General features: G+C 68.3%; 26 protein-coding genes and 1 pseudogene. 17 read left to right on the top strand and 10 right to left on the bottom strand.

Features of this window, described 5'->3' with window-relative positions; translation table 11 throughout:
- The first annotated feature begins 55 nt into the window (after positions 1–55).
- A complete protein-coding gene (locus GP2_RS09745; protein ID WP_006900338.1) occupies positions 56–1537 on the top strand; it encodes an MFS transporter in 1482 nt (493 codons plus the stop codon).
- Between the two features lie 83 nt (positions 1538–1620).
- On the opposite strand, the gene GP2_RS09740 is transcribed toward GP2_RS09745, so the two are convergent.
- Positions 1621–2364: a GntR family transcriptional regulator gene (locus tag GP2_RS09740; protein ID WP_040526714.1), complete on the bottom strand. Its 744-nt coding sequence runs from the start codon at positions 2362–2364 to the stop codon at positions 1621–1623.
- 34 nt (positions 2365–2398) lie between these two features.
- Entirely contained in the window at positions 2399–3550 is a 1152-nt protein-coding gene (locus tag GP2_RS09735) for an acyl-CoA dehydrogenase family protein (RefSeq protein WP_006900336.1), read from the bottom strand.
- A 199-nt stretch (positions 3551–3749) separates the two neighbouring features.
- Between GP2_RS09735 and GP2_RS09730 the strand changes: the two genes are divergently transcribed.
- From GP2_RS09730 to GP2_RS09720, 3 genes are read left to right on the top strand one after another with little or no spacing between them, the layout of a single operon-like run.
- On the top strand, positions 3750–4565 hold the full coding sequence (locus tag GP2_RS09730) for an HpcH/HpaI aldolase/citrate lyase family protein (protein ID WP_006900335.1): 816 nt from the start codon (positions 3750–3752) through the stop codon (positions 4563–4565).
- Positions 4558–5562: a MaoC family dehydratase gene (locus GP2_RS09725; RefSeq protein ID WP_006900334.1), complete on the top strand. Its 1005-nt coding sequence runs from the start codon at positions 4558–4560 to the stop codon at positions 5560–5562. The genes GP2_RS09730 and GP2_RS09725 overlap by 8 nt, the downstream gene beginning before the upstream one ends.
- Before the next feature lie 32 nt (positions 5563–5594).
- On the top strand, positions 5595–6734 hold the full coding sequence (locus tag GP2_RS09720) for a CoA transferase (RefSeq protein ID WP_006900333.1): 1140 nt from the start codon (positions 5595–5597) through the stop codon (positions 6732–6734).
- 7 nt (positions 6735–6741) lie between these two features.
- Here the strand turns inward: GP2_RS09720 and GP2_RS09715 are convergent, their stop codons facing one another.
- The 4 genes from GP2_RS09715 to GP2_RS09700 form a co-directional block, all read right to left on the bottom strand.
- On the bottom strand, positions 6742–7683 hold the full coding sequence (locus GP2_RS09715; RefSeq protein WP_006900332.1) for a phytanoyl-CoA dioxygenase family protein: 942 nt from the start codon (positions 7681–7683) through the stop codon (positions 6742–6744).
- A 19-nt stretch (positions 7684–7702) separates the two neighbouring features.
- Positions 7703–8707, bottom strand: a complete 1005-nt coding sequence (locus tag GP2_RS09710; protein WP_006900331.1) for a PaaI family thioesterase — start codon at positions 8705–8707, stop codon at positions 7703–7705.
- 23 nt (positions 8708–8730) lie between these two features.
- Positions 8731–10089 (bottom strand): hydroxysqualene dehydroxylase HpnE, encoded by a 1359-nt coding sequence (gene hpnE, locus GP2_RS09705; RefSeq protein WP_006900330.1) that lies wholly within the window; start codon positions 10087–10089, stop codon positions 8731–8733.
- Between the two features lie 78 nt (positions 10090–10167).
- Positions 10168–10440: a hypothetical protein gene (locus tag GP2_RS09700; protein ID WP_006900329.1), complete on the bottom strand. Its 273-nt coding sequence runs from the start codon at positions 10438–10440 to the stop codon at positions 10168–10170.
- Between the two features lie 230 nt (positions 10441–10670).
- Here GP2_RS09700 and GP2_RS09695 point away from each other — a divergent pair, with 230 nt between their 5' ends.
- The 5 genes from GP2_RS09695 (at position 10671) to GP2_RS09675 (ending at position 15613) form a co-directional block, all read left to right on the top strand.
- Positions 10671–11318 (top strand): PAS and ANTAR domain-containing protein, encoded by a 648-nt coding sequence (locus GP2_RS09695; RefSeq protein ID WP_006900328.1) that lies wholly within the window; start codon positions 10671–10673, stop codon positions 11316–11318.
- A 240-nt stretch (positions 11319–11558) separates the two neighbouring features.
- Complete coding sequence (locus GP2_RS09690) at positions 11559–12680, top strand: glycosyltransferase (protein ID WP_051997201.1); 1122 nt, start codon at positions 11559–11561, stop codon at positions 12678–12680.
- Complete coding sequence (locus GP2_RS09685; RefSeq protein ID WP_006900326.1) at positions 12673–13776, top strand: glycosyltransferase; 1104 nt, start codon at positions 12673–12675, stop codon at positions 13774–13776. The genes GP2_RS09690 and GP2_RS09685 overlap by 8 nt, the downstream gene beginning before the upstream one ends.
- Positions 13773–14753, top strand: coding sequence for a hypothetical protein (locus GP2_RS09680; RefSeq protein WP_006900325.1), 981 nt, complete (start codon positions 13773–13775; stop codon positions 14751–14753). Before GP2_RS09685 ends, GP2_RS09680 begins: the two co-directional genes overlap by 4 nt.
- Positions 14750–15613, top strand: a complete 864-nt coding sequence (locus tag GP2_RS09675) for a glycosyltransferase family 2 protein (protein ID WP_006900324.1) — start codon at positions 14750–14752, stop codon at positions 15611–15613. Before GP2_RS09680 ends, GP2_RS09675 begins: the two co-directional genes overlap by 4 nt.
- Here the strand turns inward: GP2_RS09675 and GP2_RS09670 are convergent.
- Positions 15603–16028, bottom strand: a complete 426-nt coding sequence (locus tag GP2_RS09670; protein WP_006900323.1) for an ATP-binding protein — start codon at positions 16026–16028, stop codon at positions 15603–15605. The genes GP2_RS09675 and GP2_RS09670 overlap by 11 nt on opposite strands.
- A 330-nt stretch (positions 16029–16358) precedes the next feature.
- Here GP2_RS09670 and GP2_RS09665 point away from each other — a divergent pair, with 330 nt between their 5' ends.
- Entirely contained in the window at positions 16359–16832 is a 474-nt protein-coding gene (locus tag GP2_RS09665; protein ID WP_006900322.1) for a hypothetical protein, read from the top strand.
- Positions 16833–16834: 2 nt separating this feature from the next.
- On the top strand, positions 16835–18013 hold the full coding sequence (locus GP2_RS09660; RefSeq protein WP_006900321.1) for a zinc-dependent alcohol dehydrogenase: 1179 nt from the start codon (positions 16835–16837) through the stop codon (positions 18011–18013).
- A gap of 66 nt (positions 18014–18079) precedes the next feature.
- Here GP2_RS09660 and GP2_RS09655 read toward each other — a convergent pair whose 3' ends face one another.
- A complete protein-coding gene (locus GP2_RS09655; RefSeq protein WP_006900320.1) occupies positions 18080–18883 on the bottom strand; it encodes an RNA polymerase sigma factor SigF in 804 nt (267 codons plus the stop codon).
- 351 nt (positions 18884–19234) lie between these two features.
- Here GP2_RS09655 and GP2_RS09650 point away from each other — a divergent pair, with 351 nt between their 5' ends.
- Positions 19235–19768, top strand: a complete 534-nt coding sequence (locus GP2_RS09650; protein ID WP_006900319.1) for an STAS domain-containing protein — start codon at positions 19235–19237, stop codon at positions 19766–19768.
- Between the two features lie 22 nt (positions 19769–19790).
- Here the strand turns inward: GP2_RS09650 and GP2_RS09645 are convergent, their stop codons facing one another.
- Positions 19791–20477 (bottom strand): GAF and ANTAR domain-containing protein, encoded by a 687-nt coding sequence (locus GP2_RS09645; protein WP_006900318.1) that lies wholly within the window; start codon positions 20475–20477, stop codon positions 19791–19793.
- Between the two features lie 153 nt (positions 20478–20630).
- Here GP2_RS09645 and GP2_RS09640 point away from each other — a divergent pair, with 153 nt between their 5' ends.
- The 4 genes and pseudogenes from GP2_RS09640 to GP2_RS22115 form a co-directional block, all read left to right on the top strand.
- Complete coding sequence (locus GP2_RS09640; RefSeq protein ID WP_006900317.1) at positions 20631–21623, top strand: isopenicillin N synthase family dioxygenase; 993 nt, start codon at positions 20631–20633, stop codon at positions 21621–21623.
- 94 nt (positions 21624–21717) lie between these two features.
- A complete protein-coding gene (locus tag GP2_RS09635; protein ID WP_006900316.1) occupies positions 21718–22683 on the top strand; it encodes a LysR family transcriptional regulator in 966 nt (321 codons plus the stop codon).
- A 72-nt stretch (positions 22684–22755) separates the two neighbouring features.
- The gene (locus tag GP2_RS09630) at positions 22756–23994 is read left to right on the top strand and encodes an acyl-CoA dehydrogenase family protein (RefSeq protein ID WP_006900315.1); all 1239 of its coding nucleotides are present in this window, start codon (positions 22756–22758) and stop codon (positions 23992–23994) included.
- A gap of 55 nt (positions 23995–24049) precedes the next feature.
- Positions 24050–24433: pseudogene (locus GP2_RS22115) on the top strand (hypothetical protein); the annotation flags it as partial.
- A gap of 15 nt (positions 24434–24448) precedes the next feature.
- Here the strand turns inward: GP2_RS22115 and GP2_RS09620 are convergent.
- Positions 24449–25636, bottom strand: a complete 1188-nt coding sequence (locus tag GP2_RS09620; RefSeq protein ID WP_006900313.1) for an acyl-CoA dehydrogenase family protein — start codon at positions 25634–25636, stop codon at positions 24449–24451.
- A 136-nt stretch (positions 25637–25772) separates the two neighbouring features.
- Between GP2_RS09620 and GP2_RS09615 the strand changes: the two genes are divergently transcribed.
- Positions 25773–26780: a LacI family DNA-binding transcriptional regulator gene (locus GP2_RS09615; protein WP_040526713.1), complete on the top strand. Its 1008-nt coding sequence runs from the start codon at positions 25773–25775 to the stop codon at positions 26778–26780.
- Positions 26781–26791: the final 11 nt, after the last annotated feature.

Below are 26791 nucleotides of genomic sequence, written 5' to 3'. Positions count from 1 at the left end.
GTCTGTGTACGTTACATATGTATGCTGCATACCTCGAAGGAGGTCTCAGATTCGTATGAGCCATGGACACGGTTCGACGCCGGAAGCGTCACTCGACCAGCCCGACGCCGCCCCGAAGGTCCCCGCCGGAGCCGTTCTCAGCGTCGTGACACTGTGCTTCGGCGGTCTCGTCGCAGCGCTGATGCAGACGCTGATCATCCCGATCCAGCCCGATCTCCCCCGCCTTCTCGGCACGTCGATCGGCAACGCCTCGTGGATCATCACTGCCACCCTGCTCGCCGCCGCCGTCGCCATGCCGATCGCCGGCCGCCTCGGCGACATGTTCGGCAAGCAGCGCGTCCTGCTGGGCAGCGCGGTCATGCTGACCCTCGGCTCGCTGCTGTGCGCGCTGGGCGACACGCTCGTCCCGCTGATCATCGGTCGTGCCGTCCAGGGCCTCGCGATGGGCTTCATCCCCGTCGGCATGAGCCTCATCCGCGAGATCACGCCGCCCAACATCACCTCGATGGCGGTGGCCGCGATGTCGGCGACCCTCGGCGTGGGTGGCGCGATCGGCCTGCCGCTGTCGGCGTGGATCGTCCAGACCTGGGACTGGCACGCGCTGTTCTGGGTGGCCACCGGTCTCGGCATCTTCATCGTCGCCGCCGTGGGCCTGGTCCTCCCGCGGATCAACACCGCTGCCGGCGGCCGTCTCGACGTCCCCGGCGCCATCCTGTTGGCCATCGGCCTCTCGGCCTTCCTCATCGCGGTGTCCAAGGCCAACGACTGGGGCTGGACCTCCGGCACCACACTCGGCCTCGGCGCCGCCGGCCTGGCGGTGCTGGTCGTCTTCGGATTCTTCGAGCTGCGCCAGAACGATCCGCTCGTGGACCTGCGCACCACCGCACGCCCCGCCGTCCTGCTGACCAACATCGCCGCCGCGGCCATCGGCTTCGGCATGATGGCGCAGTCGATCATCCTGCCGATGCTCCTGCGCATGCCCGAGGCCACGGGTTACGGTCTCGGCCAGACGATCCTGGCGGCCGGCCTGTGGCTGGCGCCCGGCGGCCTCATGATGATGTTCTTCGCCCCGCTCTCGGGTCTGCTGATCAACAAGATCGGCGCCAAGTTCACCCTCGCCATCGGCGCGACGATCCTCGGCCTGGGCTACCTGTTCGCCTTCTTCCTCATGGACGCGGCCTGGAAGTTGATGCTGGCCTCCATCATCTGCGCGATCGGCGTCGGCATCGGATACGCCGCCATGCCCACCCTCATCATGGGTTCGGTGCCGGTCACCGAGGCCGGAGCGGCCGTCGGCCTCAACGGCCTGATGCGTTCGCTCGGCACCACGATCGCCTCGGCGGTGATGGCCGCGATCCTGGCCAGCTCCACCATCTCGCTGGGCGGCGCGCAGATCCCCGACGAGTCGACGTTCACCTGGTGCTTCGTTGTCGCGGCGGCCGCCGCCTTCGTCGGTGTGGCGATCACGCTGCTGATCCCCACCAAGGGCGCGGTGTCCGACCTCGTCGACGAGCCGGTCGAGGCGCGCCGGCACTGACCCCTACCGATGCGCAATGGCCCGGCGGTCTCCCGACTGCCGGGCCATTTGCCTTGTCCCTGCCGACGTTTCGCGCGCGACCCTCACTGGTTGTTGCGCCGCAGCGTCACCCGATATGTGTAGTGCTCGGGCAGGAAGTGGCTGACCGCGAGCTCGACGGCGCGCCCCTGCGAGTCCGAGTAGAGCCGGTCGACGCGCAGCACCGCATGCCCGACCTCGCAGCCGAGCCGGCCGGCGGTCTCGGCGTCGGCGGTCGTGGCGGTGATGGACTGCGCGCACTCGTCGATCGGATGTTGCAGATGTGGTTCGATGAGGCCGATCATCGTGAGGTCGCTCGTGGCCCCCTGCCGCACCTGGGGCGAGTCGAGCACCAGGCGCGCCACGGACTCCGGCCAGAAGACCGTGGTCACCACGAACGGCACCTGGTCGTGGAAACGCTGGAAGACGATCCGGTAGACGACGTCGGTGTCGAGGCGCAGGCGGCCCGCGGCCGCGAGATCGACACGGCGCGAAGGTGCTTCGAGGACTTTCATCTCGGTGTCGGCCGAGAGGTTCATCAGGTCCTCGATCGAGCCGAGCTGACGAAGGTACTGTCCGACGTTCTCGGTGGCGAAGGTCCCCCGCCCGGGGACGCGGTACACCGACCCCTCGGTGACGAGTTCGAGGAACGCGCGCCGGACCGTCTGCCGGCTCAGCCCGTAGGCGCGGGAGAGCTCGGACTCGGTCGGCAGCCGGACCCCGCCGCGGTAGCGGCCGGCGGCGATGTGCGAGCGCAGTTCGGCGGCCAGCACCTTGTACGCCGGCTCGGACTGCCCACCCTCACTCATCACCGGTGCTCCCGCATCGTTTCGCGCCGCGTCCTCAGATGCCGCCGCGCGCAACCAGTTGCGACGCGATGACGTTGCGCTGGATCTCGTTGGTGCCCTCGCCGACGATCATCAACGGGGCGTCGCGGAAGTACCGCTCGACGTCGAACTCGGTGGAATACCCGTAGCCGCCGTGGATTCGCACCGCGTTCAGAGCGATCTCCATGGCGACCTCGGAGGCGTACAGCTTGGCCATGCCCGCCTCCATGTCGCACCGCTCGCCGCGGTCGTACTGCTCGGCCGCATACCAGGTGAGCTGCCGGGCCGCGGTGAGCTTGGTGGCCATGTCCGCCAGATAGTTGCCGATCGACTGATGCTTCCAGATCGGCTGCCCGAAGGACTCGCGTTGCTGGGCGTAGGCCAGCGAATCCTCGAGTGCCGCAGTCGCGACACCGAGTGCACGGCAGGCGACCTGGATACGGCCGGTCTCCAGGCCCTTCATCATCTGCCCGAATCCCTTGCCCGGGACGCCACCGAGGATCGCGGTCTTGGGCACCCGGTAGCCGTCGAAGGACAGCTCGCAGCTCTCGACGCCCTTGTACCCGAGTTTCGGCAGGTCGCGCGACACCGTCAGGCCCGGTCCGTGTTCGGCCAGAACGATCGAGATGCCCTTGTGGCGGGGCTGCGCGTTCGGGTCGGTCTTGCACAGCAACGCGATCAGCCCGGAGCGCCGGGCGTTGCTGATCCACATCTTGGCGCCGTTGACGACCAGGTCGTCGCCGTCCTCCCTGGCGATCGTCGTCATCGCCTGCAGGTCCGAGCCCCCGCCGGGTTCGGTGAGGGCCATCGTCGCGCGCAGCTCGCCCGTGGCCATCCGTGGCAGGTAGGCCTGCTTCTGCTCCTCGGTGCCGAACAGGGTGAGCAACTTGGCGACGACGGTGTGGCCGCCCATCGCACCGGCCAGGCTCATCCAGCCACGTGCGAGCTCCTGCGTGACCTGCGCATAACAGGGCATCGAGACCGGCGAGCCGCCATACTCCTCCGGCACCGCCAGCCCGTAGATCCCGATCTGCTTCATCTGCTCGATCCACTTCTCGGGATAGGTGTTGGCGTGTTCCACCTCTTGCACCGTCGGCTTGACCTCTCGATCGATGAACGACCGGACGGTCTCGACGAGGAAGGCTTCTTCGGCTGACAGCGTGCTCATGGACTGGTCCCAAGGTGTCGGAGACGGAGGATTTGTACGGCCATTTTTCGGACGGCCCGCATCGATGTCAACCCTTCACAAGCCTTATCGGGTTCTGATAGAACCGGAACGGCCTCACTTTGGCCGCACATTTGTCCGACTCGGGAACCGGGTCGCCACGACACTGGGAGCAATGGTGCAGAGACGACGAGGCGTACTGGTGGCGCCTGCCTCCGACGACCGCAAGGCCCGCAAGGCACTGGCATCCGACGCCGACGAGGTGGTCCTCGACCTCGAGGACGCGGTGACGCCGGAGAACAAGGATTCCGCCCGTGCGGCAGCGGGCGAGCTCGTCGCCGAGCACGGTGCCGGCCGCGCGGTCTCCCTGCGCATCAACGCGATCGGCACCCCCTGGGCGGCAGCCGATCTCGCGGCCTGCGCACAGATGCCCGGGCTGACGTCGGTGGTGCTCCCCAAGGCCGACAGCCCGACCGACCTCCAGGAGGCCGACCGGCGCCTCGGCGGGTCCGCGGTGCGGCTGCAGGCACTGCTCGAGACGCCCCGCGGGATTCGCGACGCCGCCGAGATCTGCGCTGCGACAGACCGGCTCGACGCCGTCCTGATCGGCTATGCCGACCTCGGCGCAGCCCTCGGCCGCACGCCGGGACTGCCGATGCAGACCTGGCACGTGATCCAGGATCAGGTGCTGCTCGCAGCCCGGGCCGCCGGCGTCGACGTGATCGACGGGCCGCACCTGACCATCGCCGACGACGAGGCCTTCCGCGCCGCCAAGCGCTGGGTGCGCGACCTGGGCTTCGACGGGACATGGGTCATCCACCCGGCCCAATTGGCCACGGCCATCGAGATATTCACCCCGGACGCGGCCGCCATCGAGGACGCCCGACGTGTGCTCGAGACCCTCCACGCGGCGGCCTCGGCAGGCGCCGGCGCCGCCGAGCTCGACGGGCGGATGCTCGACGAGGCGCTTGCCGTCGCGGCCAGGAAGACCCTCGCGAAGGCAGGACTCGATGGGTGAGGCGATCGAGGTCGGCGGGCCGTACTTCGACGAGCTGACGCACGGCCAGGTCTTCGACGACGCGCCGTCGCTCACGCTGACGGCAGGCCTGGCCGCAACCCACCAGGCGATCCTCGGCAACCGGCTGCGACTGTCGCTCGACGCCCACCTGTCCGGACGCGTACTGGGCGACGGCGTGCTCGCCCACCCCGGCCTGGTCACCGATGTCGCCATCGGCCAGTCGACACTGGCGACCCACCACGTGAAGGCGAACCTCTTCTACCGCGGCCTGCGGTTCATCGGCCACCCCAGGATCGGCGACACCTTGACCACGGTGACCGAGGTCGTCGGCCTGCGGGAGAACAAGCCCAGGCCGGGACGCGCGCCCACCGGGCTCGCCGCACTGCACATGGTCACCACCGATCAGGACGGCGACACCGTCCTCGACTTCTACCGGTGCGCGATGCTCCCCTTGAGCCCCGGCGCCGATCCGGGCCGCACGATTCACGCCGACGACCTGAGCACGATCGGTACCGCCGACGACACCGCACCCGCGCTGCCCGACTGGGATCTCGCGGCCTTCCGCGAATCGGTACGCGGACGGCACTTCTCGACCGACCTGGAGGGCACGGTGTTCCGCTCCAGTGCGGATGTCGTGTCGGGCGCCCCGGAACTCGCACGGTTGACGCTGAATATCGCCGCGACCCATCACGACGAGCGCGTGGCCGGCAAGGCCGCCGGCGGACGCCTCGTCTACGGCGGGCACACGATCGGACTCGCGCTGTCACAGGCGAACCGGGCGCTGCCGAACCTCGTGACCGTGCTCGGCTGGGACTCCTGTGACCACACCGGGCCGGTCCGCGAGGGCGACACCCTCAGCTCGGAGATCACGGTGGAGTCCGCCACCCCGCTGTCCTCCGGCGGCGGGGTCCTGAAACTCCGGTCGAAGGTCGTCGCACACGGCGACGGCGAGGATCGCGATGTCCTCGACTGGCGCTACGACGTCCTGATGGCCTGACACCGAGAACCGCGACTCCCGAGAGGTCTTCCATGAGCACCAACCCGCGTCCGCTCGACGGACTCCGCATCGTCGAGGTGTCGAGCTTCGTGGCATCGCCCCTGTGCGGCCTCACCCTGTCCCAGCTCGGGGCCGAGGTGATCAGGGTCGATCCGATCGGCGGCGCCGCCGACACCAACCGCTGGCCGGTGACCGCCGACGGGAGGTCGATCTACTGGACCGGGCTCAATCGCGGCAAGAAATCGGTGACCGCGGACTTCCGTGCGCCCGAGGGCCAGAAGCTGATCCAGGACCTCGTCACCGAGAGCGGTCCCGGCGGCGGCATCCTCGTCACCAACGCCGGCGGGCGTGAGTGGATGAGCCACGCGACCCTCTCGGCGAAACGTCCCGACGTCATCACACTGGAACTGCTCGGGCGTGCCGACGGAACCCCGGGCGTCGACTACACGGTCAACGCCGCACTCGGTTTCCCGGCGATCACCGGACCCACCGACTACGCGGGCGTGGTGAACCACGTCCTGCCGGCGTGGGACGTGGCCTGCGGCCTGTACGCGGCGTTGGCCGTCACCGCCGCGGTCCGCCGACGCGACCGGACCGGCCAGGGCGCCCAGATCACGCTGCCGCTCGAGGACACCGCGCTGGCCATCGCCGGGACCCTCGGCTACCTCACCGAACCGCAACTGGGCAACGGCGCCCGTCCCGCCACCGGAAACGACGTGTACGGAACCTACGGAACCGATTTCGTCACCGCGGACGGCGGACGGTTCATGATCGTGGCCCTGACCCCTCGGCACTGGCGCGACCTGGTCGCCATGACCGGGACAGGCGATGCGGTGGCGGCCGTGGAGAAGGCACTCGGCGCCGACTTCACGAGGGAAGCCGACCGGTACACGCACCGCGGCGTCGTCACCCCGCTGTTCGCGGCATGGTTCGCCCGGCACACCACCGCCGAGGTCGAGGAGGCGCTGTCCGCGCGATCGGTGCTGTCCGCGCGGTACCGGACCTTCGACGAGGTCGTCGAATCCGGAGCGCTGGAACGCAATCCGCTGTTCACCGAGCTCGACCAGCCCGGCATCGGCCGGTACCTCGTCGCCGGACTGCCGGCGGCGTTCGACGGCGAGCACTACTTCACCGGACCCGCCCCGGAACTGGGATCGTCGACGGGGTTCTAGCTTCTGCTCACCTGTGGGCCAGGTGATCCGGTCGCGGCGGCGTCCCTCCGAACGGCGCTTGCAGCGCATTGGATTTCGCGTTGAACACGACGAAGAGGTTGCTCCGCGGGTACGGCGTGATGTTGCCGCCCGAGGCGTGCAGGCAATTGGAGTCGAAGTACAGCGCCGACCCGGCCGGACCGGTGATGGTGTCGATCCCGAGCTCGTCGGCGAGCGCCCGCACGTCCTCCTCCTCGGGAGTCCCGAACGGCGGCCGGTAGGACGTCAGCGACTCGCGATGGTAGTCGTCCGGCGTCTCGCCGACGCAGCTCACGAAGCGCCGGTGCGAACCCGGGATGATCATCAACGGACCGTTGGTCGAGAGGTTCGGCGTGAGCGCCAGTGACACGCTGAGCGCACGCGGCGCCGGCATGCCGTCCTCGGCATGCCAGGTCTCGAAGTCGGAGTGCCAGTAGAAGGGTCCGCCCGCGAACCCCGGCTTCAGGTTGACCCGGCTCTGGTGGATCGTGACCTCGTCGTCCAGGATCTGTTCTGCGACACCGCGTATGGACTCGCGGTTCACGATCTCGGCGATCGCTTCACTGAGCCGGTGCACCGCGAAGAGCGAGCGCACGTCACCACTGGAGGGCTCGCGGATCACCCTGTCGTCGTCTCCCAGGCGTTCGGTGATCGCCGTGACCTCTCCGAGGCAGGTCTCGATGTCCTCGGGGGACAGCACCTTCGGCTCGGTGTGGTATCCGCGTTCGGCGTACCGGCGGAGCTCGGGCGGCGACAGCGGCCCCGGATTCTTCATGCTGCCCCACACGGTGTTGTGCGGCCGCGGCTCGATCTGACCGCGATGCGGCAGTCGTGTTCGGTAGACGTCGACGCCCGCGGCGACTCCGGTCTCGCGGACATCGGAACGGGTGTCGATGATCTCGGTGTTCTGGCTTGCTGTTTGAGTTACCACGATCTTGCGATCCTTTCCCTCATCCGGCAGGCCGCTTGTGCGAAAAGGTGATTACGAAGCGGCAGGCAAATGATTGTGTTGTGCACAAGCGTCGGCACAACCCTCTGTCACGCCGACGCGCGAGATGCGGCCACGCTCGGCGCGTCGGGTGACGCGCCGAGGAGGTCCGCCTGAGTGCACCCTGCCAGCCGCGGACGGTCCCGCGCAACCATGCAGGTGAGAGCCGCTCTTTGGGGGCGTCAGATCCGCTGCAGCACGACGTCGCGATCGACGACGCCCGTCCCGGAGAGTTCGACGAGACCACCCGGACCACTGACAGCGAGCGACCACGATGGACGATCTCGGACGTGAAAGTCGTTGTTTCGGAAGCGATGCAGGGTCTGACGTACACGATGTCGACACTCGCCGTCCGGAACCTGCCACCCGCCTCGATCGCCGTCATCGCGGCGAGTTCGGAGGAGCAGACGAGGATTCCGCCGTGAACGCTGCCCATCCCGTTGGCGGACAACGGCGTCGGGTCCATCGTCAGCCGATCGGGCGTCGAGGTGCGCAGACCCAGTTGCTCACGCACCGGGCTCTCGGGGGCGGACAGCAGTTCTGGTGTGGCGTGGTCACCCGGCGTGCCGGGCGCCGAGACGAGGTGTGACCGCTGGATCATCGTCGCGATCGTGGCGCCCGACGCATCGGTGGCGACGCCCCTGCTCATGGCGCCGCCGTCGTAGCGGGCTACCAGCTCTCCCGAGAGATCGAGGGGAGATCCGTCCAGCGGCGGATCGGCGATGAAATCCATCCGGATGCCGAGCGACACCGGCCACTGCCCGTCCGGGCTCCCGGAGTCGACGAGGTAGCCGGTCACGTCGTCGAGGGCGACGCCGAGCGCCCCGCGGGCGATGCCGGCGTCGGGATCGGCGAGCCACGGACCGGTCCGCATCCGGCCCGTGCCCCGCTCGGCGGTGATCTCCATGCCGCGTATCCGCAGCATGACCTCCGGGCCGCCGATGTAGAACGCAGAAGTCGTGGGCATGAGGCGAACCTAGCGTGTCGCGTCTAGGCGTGGTGGCGCGATCGTGCGTATTCCAGGATCACCTCGACCGCACGAGCGGCGCTCTGGCACGCGCCCTCCATCGTGGTGGTCCAGTCGGTCCGGGTCCAGTCGCCGGCGAGAGCCAGGCCCTCGACCGCGGTCCGCTGGTCGGGGCGGATGCCGGCCGTCCCCGGCCGCTGCGCGAAGGTCGATCTCGGCATCCGGACCACGTGGCTGTGGACGACCTGCGCGCCGGCGGCCTGCGGGTAGTACCTGCGCAGCATGTCCATCTGGATGTCGGTGATCTCGGCATTGGTCTTGCCGATGAGATCGTAGGCGGCCGAGACGGTCGTCGAGTAGAACCAGTTGTCCTTCGGATCGCGACCGTGCATTCGCTGGCGATCCCACACCTGCTCGAGGACGCCCTCCCCGCCGTAGAGGATCTCGCCCCAGTCCTCCATCCCGATCGAGCGGTCGAGGTACAGGTTCACGCTCACGATCGGCACCGGGGTGAGGGTGTCGGCGGCCTCGTAGATCCTCTCGTGTCCGGGGACCTGATCGAGCATGCCCTTGACGTTCCAGACCGGGACGGCGCAGATCACCGCGTCGGCCTCGACCTTGGCCCCGTCGGACAGCGTGACACCGGTGACCTTGCCGTCGGCGACGTCGATCGACGACACGACGGCGCGATGCCGGACGTCGACGCCCGCGTCGGCGAACCTCTTCTCCGCCCCCGCGATGAACAGCGTGTCGAGGTCGACCGTCGGGAACCCGATGGACACCGGCGTGCGCGAGGCGAGCGCCCGGCGCGCCCCGGTGACCAGGAGATCGGCCGGGACCTTCGCCGACGAGATCTCGGTCTTGTCGCCGGTGAGTCCGATGACGATGCCGTCCCACAACGCTTTTCGCGCCGATTGTGGCATCCCGATACGGCGGAACCACTCGTCGGCGGTGACCTTGTCCAGCCACTCCGGCTGACGGAACGCCTGCCGGATCAACGTCGCCTGGGCCCGGGCGGTCCGCAGCCTGTCCAGACCCGTGACGCCGGGAAGGTCACCGAGTGCGGCACGGAGGCCGGTCAGTCCGCCGAACGCCGATCTGCGGGTGCCCCCACCCGGCATGCGGAACGTCATGTGCCCGGGGAACTCGACGTGCTCACGCGTGCCGACGCTCTCCAGGTAGCGCATGAGATCGGTGTAACCGCTGGCGAAGACGTGTTGGCCGTTGTCGGGGATGTCGTCGACCGCGGCGAGCGGCATCGAGATGGTGCGACCGCCCAGCGAGCCGCGACGTTCGAGCAGGGTGACGCGTTGCCCCGCCTCGGAAAGCCAAACCGCTGACGCCAATCCGGCGAGTCCCCCACCCACGACCACGCAGTGCATGCGCCTCAGAGTAGCGGCCGATCACGCTCGAATGAGACGGTTCGAGAAATCGGTCTCACTCTTCTGGACCCGCCGGAGTCATCGTGACGTCCCTCGCGGCACCGAACGCCGCGATCGCCCCGAAGACGAGCGGGAGCGCGTGAACACGGTCTCCCCCTCGCGCTGCTCGCGGGCGGTGGTACCGGTGCGGTCGGCGGCGGTCCAGTCCTCGGGCGGGTCCACGCCGTCCTCGACGGGATCGCGGTCCAGGTGATCGGCGTCGACGTCTTCGGCGCCCACCGTCACCGTCAGGTCGGGGTTCACCCATTCGGTGGCCGCCGCTGCCTCTGACGCCTGGTCGTCTGCGCTCATGCCGACAGGTGTACCCGCAGGTCACAGCTCGAAACACCGGCGCAGGCATCCATGCTGGCGAAGGGCCGCTGCACGAAGACCCATACCGGGATTGGGTCCGATCGGCCGGTTCTCTCTGCTAACGGTTGTTCGGTACTATGCAGTCTCCGCCCGAGACCGCGGCTGAATTAGTGCTATCCGTGTGCCGATCCTGCCCGATAGGCGTGCTTCCTCGAGTCCAAGGGGTAACCGTGCCAGAGACCAACGACCGCACCGCAGACATCTCCCGCATCCGTCACGTGGGAAGCTTCCGCTTCTGGTTCGACAGCGAGAAGTGGGAGTGGTCCGACGAGGTGGCGGTGATGCACGGGTACGAACCCGGCGAGGTCACCCCGACGACCGAGCTGCTGGCCAGCCACAAGCATCCCGACGACCGGCACGCCTTCGACGAGATGGTGGTGGAGATGATCCGGCGCCGCACGCCCTTCTCCAGCAAGCACCGGATCCTGGACACCTCCGGTCAGGTCCACCACGTCGCCGTCGTCTCCCAGCAGATGCTCGACGAGTCGGGCTCGCCCGTCGGCGCGGAGGGCTTCTACCTCGACCTCACCGGCTACGACGAGGAGGCGGTCAAGGACCAGGTCGACGAGCATGTGGCGCGCTTCCGGGAGAACCAGGGCGTGATCGAGCAGGCCAAGGGCATGATCTCCATGGCCTACGGCGTCAGTCCCGAGCGCGCTTTCGAGGTCATGCGCTGGCGCTCCCAGACCGCGAACGTGAAGGTCAACGAACTCGCGAAGAACATCGTCTCCCGCGTGCACAAGTACGTGGTGCTCCCCGACCCCGCGCGCCGCTCGTTCGACCATCTCCTGCTCAACGCCCACGAACCCGAGAACTGAGCCGGACTCCGTCACACCTGCACCCGCAACGGGTTTCACCGCTTCATCCATCGGGTAGACGCTGTTCGCGCGCCGGCGTCGTCGGCGCCCGGCGCCGAGTCGCCGTGATCACGCGGTCCTCCCCGGTTGAGCAGTCAGCCGTTCACGGCCTTGCGATGGATGCCCATAGGAGCAGTTGTGGACGGACGGCAGATCATCGGGTCCAGCGGTTCGGCGACGATCGATCCCGCCGGCGGTGAGATTCCCACCGCGAACGAGACCGGCTCGGCAACGGCCGCGACTACGATCCGCGTCGCCTCCGTCCCCGCGTCGCACGTGTATGTCCGACACCTCTCGCCGGTCAACGGCACGGTGAGCGAGCTCGACACGGGCAAGGTCTCGGTGACCCGCCTGGCCGACCCCGTACCGGCGGACGGGGCGAAGGTCCCGGGTGGATGGTGGCCACCGCTCATGCTCGACCCCAGTTGGATCGCACAGCACCACAACGACTTCGACGTGTTCCATATCCACTTCGGCTTCGACGCGGTGGAACCCTCGGTGATGTCGGCGGTGGTGGCCGAACTCCGCAAGCACGGCAAGCCGCTCGTCTACACCCTGCACGATCTGCGCAACCCGCATCATCCGGACCCCGGAGCCCACGAAGAGGTCCTCGACATCCTCGTGCCCGCGGCAGACGAACTGATCACGCCGACCCACGGCGCCGCGGACGCAATATCCAGGCGCTGGAACCGCGCGGCCACGGTCATCCCGCACCCCCACGTGATCCCTCCCGCCCGTTTCGGCCCACGCGAACCTGCGACCGACGACTTCGTGGTCGGCGTCCACGCGAAGAGCGTCCGCGCGAACATGGATCCGCTACCGGTCATCCTGACGCTGCTCGACGCCGCGTCGGACTATCCGGACGTGACGATCCAGATCAATCTGCACGACGAGATATTCGTTCCCGGAAACCACTGGTACAACCCCGATTTCGGAACTGCGGCACTCGCGCTGTCCAGGCACCCGTACGCGAGCGTGCGGGTCCACGAATACTTCGACGACGACCAGCTGTGGGACTACCTCCAGGGATTGTCGGTCTCGGTCCTGCCCTACCGCTTCGGCACCCATTCCGGCTGGCTCGAGGCCTGCCACGATCTCGGCACCGCGGTGATCGCCCCGTCCTGTGGCTTCTACCACGAACAACGGGACTGCTTCACCTATGAGCTCACCGAGGACCGGTTCGATCCCGACTCCCTCGTCGCAGCACTCGCGGACGCCTACGAGAACAGGCCGGTGCCGGCGCTGTGGCCGGACCGGCGCACCGAGCGGATCTCCATCGCCGAACAGCATGCCGCCCTCTACACAAGGGTGCTGCATGCGTGAGTCACTGCGGATCGCGATCATCGCGTCGAGCCGGTACCCGATCGCCCAACCCTTCGCCGGTGGCCTGGAGTCTCATGTCTGGCATCTGACGCGCGCACTCACGACTGCCGGACACGAGGTCACCCTCTTCGCCGGGGCCGGCAGCGATCTACCCGTCGACTCGGACCGGTTGCGGGGCCGCCTCTTCGAGCCGTCGGCCGCGGCCCGGGCGGATGTGTCCATGCCGCCGGCCGAGGTCCTGCACGAGCACCATTCCTACCTGTCCCTGATGCTCGAGCTGGCGCGCAACCCAGACGAGTTCGACGTCATCCACAACCACAGCCTCCACTACCTGCCCGTCGCGATGGGACCGTCGGTGCAGACCCCGATGCTGACCACCCTGCACACGCCGCCCACCCCCTGGCTCGAGTCCGCACTGACCCTCGCGCCGGGCACGCGATGCGTCGCGGTCAGCCGACACACCGCACAGGCCTGGGCGCACGTGCTGGGAACGGTCCCGGTCGTGCACAACGGGGTCCGACTGGACCGATGGACGAGCGGACCCGGCGGCGACGACCTGGTGTGGTTCGGGCGGATCGTCCCGGAGAAGGGCACGCACCTGGCGATCGAGGCCGCCCGCCTGACCGGCCGCCGGCTTCGGCTGGCCGGTCCGATCAGCGACGAGCAATACTTCCGAGATCGGGTGGCCCCGGCCCTGGGCGACCACGTCACCTATGAAGGACATCTTCGTCAGCGCGACCTGGCCCGACTGGTCGGGTCCTGCGGCGCCACGCTCGTCACCCCGGTGTGGGACGAGCCGTACGGCCTGGTGGTCGCGGAATCGCTGGCCTGCGGAACGCCGGTGACCGGCTTCGCCCGCGGCGGCATCCCCGAGGTCGTCGACGCCGGCTCGGGGGTCCTCGTGGCGCCTGACGACGTCCATGCTCTCGCCGCCGCGGCCGAGGAGGCGATCGTCCTCGATCGACGCCTCGTGCGCCGCCGCGCGGAGCAGCACTGCTCCGACGCCGCGATGATCGGCCGGTACCGGGCGATCTACGAACAGATGGTCGCCGGCAGGCGGCGTGCGCACCGGCCCAGCGTGAAGGTCCCGGCATGATCGGCTACTACGTCCACCACCAGGGACAGGGGCATTGCTCGCGGGCCGCGGCCGTCGCCGCGCACATCGGGTCCGACGTCGTGGCGTTGACCAGCGCCTCTCTGGACGACCCCGCGTTCGCCGAGGTCGTCCGTCTCGATCGCGACGACGCCGACGCGCATCCGGTCGATGTCGACGTGCACGGGCTGCTGCACTGGGCGCCCCGTCACGATGCGGGACTCCGCAACCGGATGGCCCGACTCGCGGCCTTCGTCGCCGAGCGCAGGCCGAAGGCGGTGGTCGTCGACGTATCGGTGGAGGTCACCCTGTTCCTGCGCCTCCTCGGCGTGCCCGTCGTGGTGACGGCGATGCCCGGCGACCGCGACGACCCGCCCCACCAGCTCGCGTATCGCGCGGCCGACGCCATCCTCGCCCCGTGGCCGGAGGATCTGTACCGTCCGGCATGGCTCGAGGAGCACCGTCACAAGACCACCTTCACCGGTGGCATCTCGAGGTTCGACGGACGTCCGCCGGTCTCTCATCCGAGCTTCGCCGCCGACCTCCTGGTCCTCACCGGCGCCGGAGGCGATCAGCGGTCGCCGCACCCCGCATCACGGCTCGCCGAGGACCTGCCGGATCTGAACGTCGTGACGCTCGGGCCGGCCTTCGGGACGTGGGTCGACGACCCGTGGCCCTTCCTCTGCAGCTCTCGGCTGACCGTCATCAGTGCCGGTCAGGGAAGTGTCGCCGACGCCGCGACCGCCGGTCGGCCCGCCGTGGTCATCCCCGAGGACCGCCCGTTCGCCGAGCAGCGGACCACGGCGGCAACCCTCGCCCGTGCCGAACTGGCGCTCGTCGCCTCCACATGGCCGACGCCCGAACGATGGAGGGCGATCGTCGACTCGATCGGCGATCGTGCGCCCGAATGGGATCGCTGGCACACCCACGGCGCGGCCGAGCGGGCGGCGTGGGCCGTCGAGTCCGTGGCCCACCGATGACCGAGGGACCCGACCCGGCCGTGGCGGTCATCACGATCGTCTCCGGCCGGCATGCTCATCTGCGGAGGCAACTGGATGCCTTCGCGCACTCCACCCTCGCGCCGCTCGTCCACGTCGTGGTGGCCATGGACGATCCCCATATCGGCGGCCTGGTGGACGACTGCGCCCCGCACGGTCATCCGGTCTCCCTGGTGCACGTGCGCGGCGGCGGTGACACCCTGCCACTCGCCGAGGCCCGCAATACCGGTGCAGCCGAGGCGATCTCACGCGGAGCTGGATTGCTGGTGTTCCTGGATGTCGATTGCATCCCCGACTCGGCACTTCTCGCGCGGTACCTCCGTGCGGCCACCGACGCAGGACCACGACTCCTGTTCTGCGGGCCGGTCACCTACCTACCCGAGGGCCAGCCGACATTCGACGCCCGCGAACTCCGCCGGTTCGCGGCACCGCATCCGGCCCGTCCGGCACCCCGCGACGACAGCGTCGAGTTCTCGTCGGCGATGACGTTGTTCTGGTCGCTCTCGTTCGCGGTCGTCGCCCCGGACTGGGAGGACATCGGCGGCTTCCACACCGGGTACGAGGGCTACGGCGGTGAGGACACCGACTTCGCCCTGTGCGCCCAAAGCAAGGGATGTCGGATCGCCTGGGTGGGTGGCGCCCACGCCTACCATCAGCATCACCCGGTGTCCGATCCCCCGGTCGAACATCTCCGGGACATCCTGCGCAACGCGCGGGTTTTCTACCGCCGTTGGGGTTTCCGGCCGATGGAGGGCTGGTTGAACGGCTTCGCCGACCTGGGGCTCATCGCCTACGACGCGGCCGACGACGCCTGGAAAGCGACCGGGCGGGTCAGCCCCTGACCTTCGAGAACCGGATCGTGACCGTACGACCCGAATCGGTGCCGGTCGCGTCGTCGTAGGTGATGGTGTGGCTGTCGGTCACGGTCTGCACGATGCGCCAGCCGAAGCTCGACTCGTCGAGGGTCACGCCGTCGACGAGGTCTCCGCGGACCTCGCCGGCGACACCGTTGTCCGTCATCTGGAGGGTGATCTGGATCGACGATCCCTCGACGGCTGCGGCGATGATCTGTGAGCAGATCTCATCGACCGCGACCTTGGCGTCGATCACGTCGTCGAGTACCCAGTCCTCGATGTAGAGGGCTGTTTCGACGACCGCGCGCACCAGCGCCAGGCGATCGGTGGCCGCCGGGACCCGTAGGACCGTCGGCGTCCCCCCGTCTACTGACAGCTGGGAAGTGGCATCAGGATCGGTCATCAAATGAGTCTTCTTCTCACGTCGAGTGGTGTGAATCTTCACCGGTCGGTTCATGAGTGCCCCACGCTGCTCTACTCCAAACGCGGCGACGGACATCCACGTGTCGTCGTGTTCCCCGTTACACCGTAAGGAAACGTTATCAGAGCCTGACCTGCGCAGACACGCAGAGATGGAGTCGATCACACGTCGTGGCGTTTCAGCATGGGGCCGCTGCGGTACCCGAGGCTTCACGATCACCGCCGGCGCGGCCGCGGTTCACCACTCGGCGTCGTCCGATCAGCCGACAGCTCTCGACCGACTCGGGTCGACGACCTCAACGAAAGGACCGACATGCCCGATCCCACACCGGAGCGTGAGATCGCCTCGCGGGAGGCGATCTCACGACGGCCAGAACGTAGATCCCGTGACCTCAAGGCGGTGGGACTTCTCGGATTCTTCTGCCTGGGACTGATGTTGGTGCTCGGAGGCGCCGCGATCGCCGCTGGCGCGAGCGACAACGACCTCACACCCTGGCTCGCGCTCGGCGCTGTTCTCGCCGGGATCCTCGCAGTCGTCCTCCTCGTCGGCGCCCGCACCCGGCTTCGGCGTCGTGCCGGGCTGGACGGCGAACGGGCCCACCAGGACCCGATCCAGCCGGAGACCACCGCCGAGGAGGCCGAACGGTACGAGGAGCGTTTCCACGACTTCCCCACAGATCACGCGGGCAAGCGCGCGGTCGGACGCCGTGAGCGGGTCGCGGACGACACCATCCGCGAGGACGCCGAAACAACCCGCGGAGCAACCGAACATCACCGAGAGGCCTGATCATGAGAGCAGTCACCTGGCAGGGCAAGCGGAACGTATCGGTCGAGAGCGTGCCGGACCCGAAGATCGAGGAGCCCACCGACGCCGTCATCAAGGTGACGTCGACGAACATCTGCGGCTCCGACCTGCACCTCTACGAGGTTCTCGGACCGTTCATGCGCCCCGGCGACGTCCTGGGTCACGAACCCATGGGGATCGTCGAGGAGGTGGGTCCGGAGGCCGGCGATCTGAAGGTGGGCGACCGGGTGGTCATCCCGTTCCAGATCTCGTGCGGGTCATGCCTTTTCTGCAACCAGGGACTGATGACGCAGTGCGAGACCACCCAGGTCCGCGACCAGGGCATGGGAGCCGCCCTGTTCGGGTACTCCGAGCTGTACGGCTCGGTCCCCGGCGGCCAGGCCGAGTACCTCCGGGTTCCCCAGGCGCAGTTCACCCATATCAAAGTCCCTGCCGACAAACCGGATTCACGATACGTGTACCTGTCGGACGTCTTGCCCACCGCTTGGCAGGCCGTGGCCTACGCCGAGATCCCGCGTGGCGGAACGGTCACCGTGCTGGGCCTCGGTCCGATCGGCGACATGGCCGCACGCATCGCGTCACATCAGGGGGCGCGCGTGATCGGCGTCGACCGGGTCCCGGAACGGCTGGCGCGGGCGCAGGAACGCGGCATCGAGACCATCGATCTCGATGCGGTCGACAACCTCGGTGACGCGGTCCGCGACGTCACCGGCGGTCTGGGCACGGACTCGGTGATCGACGCCGTCGGCATGGAGGCGCACGGCTCCCTGGTCAACAAGCTGGTCCAGGACGCCGTTGGCTTGCTGCCGGACTTCGTTGCGCGCAAGGCGATGTCGGAGGCCGGCGTCGACCGGCTGGGAGCCTTCTACTCGGCGATCGACGTCGTCCGGCGTGGCGGAACGATCTCGTTGTCGGGGGTCTACGGAGGGACCGCCGATCCGCTGCCGATGCTGACGATGTTCGACAAGCAGATCCGCCTGCACATGGGCCAGGCGAACGTCAAGCGCTGGGTCGACGACATCCTTCCCCTGCTGACCGACGAGGATCCGCTGGGAGTGGACACCTTCGCGACACACGAGATCCCGCTCGAGGAAGCCCCGCAGGCCTACGAGACCTTTCAGAAAAAGGCAGACGGGATGGTCAAGGTGATCTTGAAGCCCTGATCGATCTCAGGGCACTGGTTCGGAAGCTGGGGGCCCGCGCACGAGGCGTGGACCCCCAGCACCCGATCAGGCGTGAGCCCGCAACGGCTCCTCGTAATACTCATCGTCGGCAACCGCCTCACGCAAAGTCTCGAGGATGCGGGTGAGCAGCCTCGACACATGCATCTGCGAGATGCCGACCTCGCGCGCGATCTCGCTCTGCGACATCGATTTGAAGAACCGCAGAGTGAGGATCTTGCGCTCACGCTCGGTGAGCATGGCCAGTGCGGGTTGGAGAGTCACGAACTCCTCGACCATGCCGAGGCGATCGTCGTCGTCGCCGAGAGTGTCGGCCAGGGTCCAGCCGTCCGTGGACGAGCCGGCCTCGGCGTCGATGGAACTCGCCGTATACGCCGAGCGAGCCACCATCCCCTCGATGACCTCACCGACGGGTAATCCGAGATGTTCGGCGATCTCGCTGGGGCGCGGCGACCGGCCGAGGGTCTGCAACAGCTCCTCACTGGCCTTCGCGATGTTCAACGAGGCTTCCTGCGCGCGACGTGGCACCCTGATCGACCACGTGCTGTCCCGGAAATACCGCTTGACCTCACCCATTACGGTCGGAACCGCGAAGGCGAGGAAATTGTTGCCGCGTTCGATGTCGAAACGATCGACCGCGTGCATCAGACCGATCCGCGCCACCTGGCGGAGATCGTCGACCGGCTCACCGCGATCGGAGAACCGGCGTGCGACGTGATCCGCGAGCGGAAGACACCGCTCGATCACCTCGTCGCGTTTCTTGGCACGGAGAACAGCGTCGGCCTCGTTGCGGATGTCCCGCAGCATGGGGAGGACGTCGCGATAATCGTCGTGCCCGGCTTGTGTCGCCATAGGAGTCACCACCCAGACATTTCTGATCATGAGAGATCGATGGGCTGAATGCCCGAAATCCAGCATGGAGCGGATGTGCGCACGCGACTCGACACACATCAACTACAAGACAACCATGTTCCGCGCGTCACGTCCAGTCGGAAGTGACCGCCCGGTAGGTCACGGAACGATAACGACCCCCTGGTCGCGGCAACAAGAGGGTAAAGGTCTTGTTCGGGCCGCTAAGCGTCCGTAGGGTGAGACATACGGTTCAGGGCAGAGCCGGGACAAAGAGCGATCGGGCGACCAGGGCCCGCCACTCACGACGCATCACGGCTTATCTCCTCGCAAAAGGATGATCGTGAACTTGGGATGCGGCCAAAGAGGCCGGAAGACAACGGTTTTCGTCTCATGACGCGACGCTACCGAGCACAACACCCAACCGAGATGAGCAACCTCATGCCCCTCAGTACATCGACGACATTCCGGTCGGCATTCGATGCCGCAACGGAATCCGCGTCGAGAACCTCTACCCGCCGCTTCGATTCCTCGAAATCGTATTGTGTACAAGGCTTTTCCGGGAGCATCGACGCCGAGACCGGCGCCGACTTCGCCATCGCCCTCGATCGTGTCGTCCGCAGCAGGTGCGACGGAATCGTCTTGGATCTCACCGCCGTCAACTTCTTCGGCACCGTCGGCCTCGTCCTGCTCGGCACCTTCATCGACGACGCGACCAGAGCGTCGATCCCGGTCGTCGTGGCCGGCGAGCGGACCGTCTCGCGACCGCTCGAGGTGAGCGGATTGACCGCGAAGGTCCGGATCTACGAGACCCTCGAGGAGGCCGGCCGAGTGCTCGCCGACGGCGGCACCGGACCGAGCACGGTCGAGTTCGCCGTGCCTGAGTAATTCGCCTTCCCCGGGCGGGAAGTCACCGCTTCTCGACGACCTGGCGCGCCACTTCCGAGAGCTTGGTGTTCGACTCCTGCGACAGTCTCTTCAGCAGGTCGAAGGCCGCCAGGGCGTCTACCCCGAACCGTTCCATCAGCATTCCCTTCGCCTGACCGATGACGTCCCGGTTCGCCAGAGCGCTGTGGAACTGCTGGTCCTTCTGGATCGCGTTCCACGCCAGGGCCGCGTGGGTCGCGTACACCACGCCGATGTCCTCGGCGTGCAGGTCGAAGATCCCCGGTTCGTCCGCGAACACGTTGAGCGCCCCGATCCGGTTGTGGTTGGCGAAGAGCTGGAACGACAGGACGGACCGGATCGGGATCTCCGCCACCGCGCGACGCCGGTACTTCGGCCACCGGTTGTCGGCGTCCAGGTCGTCGGCGCGCACGATCCGCTCGTGCAGCGCCGCGGACAGGCACGGGCCCTCGCCGGTCTCGGCCTGAATCCGGTCGTGGATCTCCACGTACTCGTGGGTGGACCCGAGCGACTCGATGGAGCGACGATCCGTGGCCACCGTGAGTCCGGCATATTGCGCCCCCGGGATCTCGGCCAGCGCACCCTCGACGATGGTCTTGGCGATCAGCTCGTCGTCGGCGGTGTCGGCGTGCAGTTCCCGCGCCAGTTCCGCGATCCGCAGATGTACGACGTCGTCGGCTTCATGGGTCACGACGGATTCCTTCCCAGGGCGTAGCCTTCTCAGACGTTCTCAGACACTTCGGCCCTCGAGACTCCAACGTACTGCCTGCAGGCGTGGTGAAGGCGCTTTCACGGTCTGTGAACGACCTTCCGTCGAAGCGCGGGATTCTGGCACTCTGACGGCATGCTCCCGATCCTCGATCTCCGCGACGCCGACACCGATCCGGCGACCTTCCGCGCGGCGCTCCGCGAAGCGGCGCACGACCACGGCTTCTTCTACCTGACCGGCCACGGTGTGCCCCAAGAGGCATTCGACGAGGTCCTGCGACTGGCCCGGGAGTTCTTCGCCCTGCCCGACGAGGTGAAGAACGAGATCAGCCAGCTCCAGAGCCCTCAGTTCCGTGGCTACTCACGTCTCGGCGGGGAGCTGACCAACGGCAAGGTGGACTGGCGCGAACAGATCGACATCGGTCCCGGGCGCGAGGTCGTGCCGGATGCCGAGGGCTACTGGCATCTCCAGGGGCCCAACCTGTGGCCGTCGAGGCCCGAGGGTTTCCGAGAGGCGTTCGAGGCCTGGGGCGAGACCCTCTCACAGGTCGGATTGCGGCTCCTGCGCCACTGGTCGGTGTCGCTCGGGGCTCCGGAATCGTTCTTCGACACCGCCTTCGAGCACCTGCCCGCCACCCTGATCAAGGTGGTGCGCTATCCCGGGAGCCCCGATCGCACGCAGGGGGTCGGCGCGCACAAGGACTCCGGCGTCCTCACCCTGCTGCTGGTCGAACCCGGCTCCGAGGGACTGGAGGTCGAGACGTCCGCCGGCGAGTGGCTCGAGGTCCCCCCGGTGGACGGCGCCTTCGTCGTCAACATCGGTGAGCTGCTGGAGGTCGCCACGGGCGGCTACCTGCGGGCGACCCAGCACCGTGTCCGCGCGCCGCGACCGGGCACCGACCGCGTGTCCATCCCGTTCTTCTTGAACCCCGCGCTCGATGCCGTCATCCCGATCATCGAGCTGCCGCCGGAGCTGGCCGCGTTGTCACGGGGCGTCGAGGTCGATCCGAACAACCCGATCTTCAACACCTACGGCGAGAACGCGTGGAAGTCGCGGACCCGCGCCCACCCGGACGTGGCCCACCTGCACCACGGGATCGTCCCGACCCAGCCCGCCTCCGCCTACTGACCGGCCGCTCGCCGGCCGGCGCCGGAGCCAGGGCTTTTCGGTACGCCTGAGCAGAAGTGTCTGCGAAGCACCGCGCGCGCTCTATGGTTTCGACGTGTTCGACGTGCGCAAGCTGGTGGTGTTCTCCGAGGTGGTCCGTCGGGGCTCGATGAGCGCTGCCGCCGCCGCGCTGCAGTACACGACGTCGGCGGTCTCCCAACAGATCACCGCACTGGAACGCGACCTGGGGCACCAGTTGCTCGTACGCACGCCGTCTGGGGTGCATCCGACCCCTGCGGGGCAACGGCTCGTCGGCCACGCCGAGGTGATCCTGGCTGCGGTCGAGGACGCCGAGCGCGACCTGTCCCGGTCCTCGGCGCCCGAACCCGGGCTCGTACGGGTGGCCTCCTTCTCCAGCGCAGCGTCGGAGATCCTCCCGCGAGTGATAACACGATTTCGAGAAGCGTTCCCGCGCACCGAGGTCCGACTGGTCGCCGCCGACCCCGACGAGGCCGTCGAACTGCTGCGCGCCGGCGACGTCGAGGTCTCCGTCGTCACCGAGGTGCCCGGCGAGTCCCGCGGAGACTACGGGGACCTCTGTCTCACACCGCTGTTCGACGACGATTTCCATGTCGTCCTGCCGCCCGGCCACCGGTTGGCAAACGTCCGTGCGGTGCCGCTCGATGCGCTCTCCGGCGAGAAATGGGTCGTGAGTTCGGCGACCGGGACCTGCCCGGATGCGCGGGTCTTCCTGAACTCCTGCCGACGGGCCGGTTTCACCCCGTCGGTGTCGTTCCGGGCCGAGGATTACCCGACCGTCCAGGGTCTCGTCGCCGCAGAACTCGGTGTCTCACTGGTTCCCTCGCTCGCCCTCCGCAGTGCCCGGCACGACGTGGCGGTCCGACCGGTTGCCGGTCGTCCGCCGTCCCGCCGGATCTCGCTGGCCACCACCGAAGAACCCGAGGCCAATGGGGCTGTCGCCGCGCTGGTGGCCGTGGCCCGCGCGGTCGGGACACACCGCGAACGGGCCGGCGGGCGTCGGGCCTACACCGTTCCTGCACGACCTGTAAGTGTTGCTTGAACCACCACCCACAGGCGATGCCGAAACCCTAGCGTGAGCGCGAACAGTGACGTCCACGAAAGGATTTCGACGTTGACACCGACGACCACCACCGACGCCCCGGCCGTACCGGTGCTGTCCGACGAGCACGCCGCACTCGCCGCTGCCGATTCCGTCGCCGCAGTCGTCGCCGCAGGGTCGCTGCGGCGCGAACTCGACGGCGAACTCCCCACCGAGGCATTGCAGACCGTGGCCGCCTCCGGTCTCCTCGGCATCCTCGTACCCGCCGAACACGGCGGACCCGACCTGCCGCAGTCGGTGGCGGTCGAGGTGATCCGGCGTCTGGCACGGGCCGATTCCGCGGTCGGCCAGCTGCTGCTGTCGCACTATGTCCTCAGCGCAGGCATCCGCGGACTCGGACGCACCGAGCCCGCACCGACGATCTACGGCGACATCCTGGCGGGCGCGCAGCTGGGCAACGCCTCCGCCGAGCGCGGCACACGCACCGCCGCCGAGCGCAAGACCACGGTGCGCCGTCTCGACGACGGCCGCTGGGAACTGCACGGCACCAAGTACTACGCGACCGGTTCACTCGGCGCGAGCTGGATCGGTGTGGGCGCGCGCGTCGAGGGCACCGACCACGGTGCGACCGTCTTCGTCCGTCCGACCGACTCGGGGGTGACCCTCGACCTCCAGAACTGGTCGGCCTTCGGCCAGCGGGGAACCGCGAGCGGGACGGTGATCCTCGATCACGTGATCGTCGACGACCGCCTCGTGATCGACGAGGGGCCCGACCCCGATCCGGTCACCGCGGCACCGTCGGTGCTCGGCGCCTTCGACCAGGCCCTGCACACCGCCATCGACGTGGGGATCGCCCGGGCGGCGCTGGAGGACGGCGCCGAGTTCGTCCGGACGAAGTCGCGACCGTGGTTCGAGGCGAACGTCGACCGGGCGGCCGACGAGCCCCACGTGATCCGCCGCTTCGGCGAACTCACCGCCCGACTGTGGGCACTCGAGGCGTTGCTGGAGAAGGGTTCCCGGCTCATCGACGCGGCGCGGGCCGAGCCCGAGCTGACCCGGGACTCGGCTGCCGCGGCGTCACTGACCATCGCGTCGGCGAAGGCCCTCGCCCAGGAATTCGCGATCGAGATCGCCTCGGGCGTTCTGGAACTCGCCGGCACGTCGTCAACCGACGGCAAGTACGGACTGGACCGGCACTGGCGGAACGTGCGCGTGCACTCGCTGCACGATCCCGCCCGATGGAAGTACGTCCACATCGGCAACCACACCCTGCACGGCACCCGGCCTCCGCGGCTCGGCGTGCTCCTGTGAACCGTTCGCTCGCCCGACATCACCTCTGTCTCCACCGTCACCCCGAGGATCACCCATGACGAATTTCTATCTGACCGGCAGCATCAACGTGCCCGACGTCGACGCGGCCTTCGCCCTCGTCGGCGAGAACCTGCAGCCGAACGTGCTCCGCGTTCCGGACGGCGAACCCGGAGATCGCGCGAACTGGGTTCTGACACAACGGGATCTCTTCCTGGACAATCCGACACTCGACGTCGTCGGCGACCGGGCCCGGGTCAGGCCCGGCGTGGCCGTCGAGTTCGGCGACGTGGACTACCATTCCGTCGCCGCCGCGTCCTACCAGCGGTTCGTCGAGGCCCGGCGGACCGGCGTCCTGCTTCCCGAATCCCGCTTCCTGGTGTCGATCCCGACCCCGTTCAATGCGGTGAACTCCTTCGTGGAGTTCGACTCACAGGTCGAGGGTGGGTCTCGTCTGTCAGCGGAACGCGTCCTGGCCGGTGAGGGCACGCCCGATGGTCAGCTGGTGGACCTCCGACGTGCCCTCGTAGGTGAGGACGGACTCGAGGTTGTTCGCATGCCGGATGACCGGGTACTCGAGCGTGATGCCGTTGGCGCCCAAGATCGTTCGGCATTCCCGGGCGATCTTGATGGCCTCACGCGTGTTGTTCAGCTTGCCGGTGCTGATCTGCTCGGGACGGACCTCGCCGCGATCCTTCAGCCGGCCCAGGTGGTAGGCCAGCAGATGTCCCTTGCCGACCTCGAGGGCCATGTCGGCGAGCTTCGCCTGGGTGAGCTGGTAACCGGCGAGCGGCTTGTCGAAGACCTCGCGGGACTGCGAGTAGGCGATGGCCGCCTCCAGGCAGTCGCGGGCCGCGCCGATCGCACCGAACACGATGCCGTAGCGCGCCTCGTTGAGAGCGCTCAGCGGCCCGCGCAGGCCCTGTGCCTTCGGCAACATCGCCGAGGCCGGCAGGCGCACGTCGTCGAGGACCAGTTCGGCGGTCACCGAGGCGCGCAGCGACATCTTCTTGCCGATCTCCGGGGCGGAGAAGCCCGGGGTGTCGGTGGGCACCACGAACCCGCGGATGCCGCGGGCGCCCTCCTCGAGGTCGGTCTTCGCCCACACCACTGCGACGTCGGCGACGGAGCCGTTCGTGATCCACATCTTGGTGCCGTTGAGAATCCAGTCCTCACCGTCGCGCCGGGCGTTGGTGCGCATGCCGCTCGGATTCGAACCGAAGTCGGGCTCGGTCAGGCCGAAGCAGCCGATGGCCTCGCCGGCCGCCATGCGCGGCAGCCACTCGTTCTTCTGCTCCTCGCTGCCCCAGTGGTGGATCGAGAACATCGCCAGCGAGCCCTGCACCGAGACGAGACTGCGGATGCCGGAGTCGACGGCCTCGAGCTCCAGGCAGGCCAGGCCGTAGGCGGTCGCACTGGTCCCGGGGCAGCCGTAGCCCTCGAGGTGCATTCCGAGAGCGCCGATCCCGCCGAGCTCGCGGGCGATCTCACGGACCGGGAGCTTCGCGTCCTCGAACCAGTCCGCGATGTGCGGGCGCAGTCTCGCGTTCGCGAAGTCGCGCACGGTGTCGCGGATCGCGATCTCCTCGGGTTCGAGCAGCGAGTCGAGCGCGAACAGCTGCGACAGGGTGCTGGGACTGGACATCGGAACCTCCGGAGACTTCACGAGCGGTCGGTGACGAGCATCATGAGAACGTTTGCGAGAACGTTTGCATCGACTAACGTAGGTGGTCCCTGACCCCAGGTCAACAGGCGAGCCGGACAGCAGACGGAGGACTCACGTGGGCGGTGGTCGACCGACACCGACTCTCAAGGAGATCGCCCGGCGCGCAGGTGTTCACGTCTCGACGGCGTCACGCGTGCTGCGACAGTCCGAACCGACCGACGGGTGGTCGGAATCCGCGCTGCGGGTACGACAGGTCGCCGAGGAGCTCGGTTACCAGCGCAACCAGTGGGCCGCGAGCCTGCGGACGCGCAAGACCACCACCCTGGGAGTGGTGATGACCCGCCTCACCGACGGCGTGGTCGCCACGACCTATCAGGGCATCGAGCAGGAGGCGACCCGCGCCGGCTATTCGGTGCTCCTGTCCAGTCCGCCCGACGAGCCCGAGGCGCAACGTGCGGCCATCGAACTCCTGGTGGGACGCCAGGTCGACGGACTGCTGCTCAGCGGGCTGCACCGCCCCGGGAAGGACTTCATCGCGTCGCTGCGGGTCGGCGACGTGCCGATGCTGACACTGACCAGGCACGCCGATGCCGGTCTGCCGTTCGTCGGCGGCGACGACGTGCGCGGCGGGGCGCTCGCCGCACGGCACCTCATCGACCGCGGATACACCGACCTGGCGGTCATCGCGGGTCCGTCTCATGCGACGACGGCAACCGATCGCCTCGCCGGCTTCCGCGCCGAGACCGAGAAGGCGGGCCTCGCCCTGCCCGACGACCGGATCGTCGCGTCGAGTTTCGAGGTGCGCGGCGGCACGGAGGCCGGACGTACGCTGCTCGATTCACCCGACCGCCCGCGGGCGATCTTCGCCGTGTCCGACACCATCGCCGTCGGCGTCCTGGGTGTGGCCCGGGACCTCGGCCTGCGCGTGCCCGAGGACGTGGCGCTCATCGGCTACAACGACATCCCGATCGCCGCACAATTGCCGGTCCCGCTGTCCACCGTCCACTCCCCCGCCAGGGAGATCGGCGAGGCCGCGGTCCGAGGGCTGCTGGACCTCATCGCGGGGCGCGAGGTCGGGTCGCAGCGGCTCCCCGTCGAACTCGTCGCACGCGGCACCACCTGAACCTAGCCTCG

The sequence above is a fragment of the Gordonia paraffinivorans NBRC 108238 genome, from assembly GCF_000344155.1.
In the GTDB taxonomy this organism is placed as follows: Bacteria; Actinomycetota; Actinomycetes; order Mycobacteriales; family Mycobacteriaceae; genus Gordonia; species Gordonia paraffinivorans.
The sequence above is the reverse complement of the archived record's forward strand: the minus strand, read 5'-3'. Positions and strand labels throughout refer to the sequence as shown.

What these genes read in the sequence shown, in the direction of transcription:
- GP2_RS09745 (WP_006900338.1), top strand. Translation starts at nt 56, where the DNA reads ATGAGCCATGGACACGGTTCGACGCCGGAAGCGTCACTCGACCAGCCC.
- GP2_RS09740 (WP_040526714.1), bottom strand. Translation starts at nt 2,364, where the DNA reads ATGAGTGAGGGTGGGCAGTCCGAGCCGGCGTACAAGGTGCTGGCCGCC.
- GP2_RS09735 (WP_006900336.1), bottom strand. Translation starts at nt 3,550, where the DNA reads ATGAGCACGCTGTCAGCCGAAGAAGCCTTCCTCGTCGAGACCGTCCGG.
- GP2_RS09725 (WP_006900334.1), top strand. Translation starts at nt 4,558, where the DNA reads ATGGGTGAGGCGATCGAGGTCGGCGGGCCGTACTTCGACGAGCTGACG.
- GP2_RS09720 (WP_006900333.1), top strand. Translation starts at nt 5,595, where the DNA reads ATGAGCACCAACCCGCGTCCGCTCGACGGACTCCGCATCGTCGAGGTG.
- GP2_RS09710 (WP_006900331.1), bottom strand. Translation starts at nt 8,707, where the DNA reads ATGCCCACGACTTCTGCGTTCTACATCGGCGGCCCGGAGGTCATGCTG.
- hpnE (WP_006900330.1), bottom strand. Translation starts at nt 10,089, where the DNA reads ATGCACTGCGTGGTCGTGGGTGGGGGACTCGCCGGATTGGCGTCAGCG.
- GP2_RS09700 (WP_006900329.1), bottom strand. Translation starts at nt 10,440, where the DNA reads ATGAGCGCAGACGACCAGGCGTCAGAGGCAGCGGCGGCCACCGAATGG.
- GP2_RS09685 (WP_006900326.1), top strand. Translation starts at nt 12,673, where the DNA reads ATGCGTGAGTCACTGCGGATCGCGATCATCGCGTCGAGCCGGTACCCG.
- GP2_RS09680 (WP_006900325.1), top strand. Translation starts at nt 13,773, where the DNA reads ATGATCGGCTACTACGTCCACCACCAGGGACAGGGGCATTGCTCGCGG.
- GP2_RS09675 (WP_006900324.1), top strand. Translation starts at nt 14,750, where the DNA reads ATGACCGAGGGACCCGACCCGGCCGTGGCGGTCATCACGATCGTCTCC.
- GP2_RS09670 (WP_006900323.1), bottom strand. Translation starts at nt 16,028, where the DNA reads ATGACCGATCCTGATGCCACTTCCCAGCTGTCAGTAGACGGGGGGACG.
- GP2_RS09665 (WP_006900322.1), top strand. Translation starts at nt 16,359, where the DNA reads ATGCCCGATCCCACACCGGAGCGTGAGATCGCCTCGCGGGAGGCGATC.
- GP2_RS09660 (WP_006900321.1), top strand. Translation starts at nt 16,835, where the DNA reads ATGAGAGCAGTCACCTGGCAGGGCAAGCGGAACGTATCGGTCGAGAGC.
- GP2_RS09655 (WP_006900320.1), bottom strand. Translation starts at nt 18,883, where the DNA reads ATGGCGACACAAGCCGGGCACGACGATTATCGCGACGTCCTCCCCATG.
- GP2_RS09650 (WP_006900319.1), top strand. Translation starts at nt 19,235, where the DNA reads ATGCGGCCAAAGAGGCCGGAAGACAACGGTTTTCGTCTCATGACGCGA.
- GP2_RS09640 (WP_006900317.1), top strand. Translation starts at nt 20,631, where the DNA reads ATGCTCCCGATCCTCGATCTCCGCGACGCCGACACCGATCCGGCGACC.
- GP2_RS09620 (WP_006900313.1), bottom strand. Translation starts at nt 25,636, where the DNA reads ATGTCCAGTCCCAGCACCCTGTCGCAGCTGTTCGCGCTCGACTCGCTG.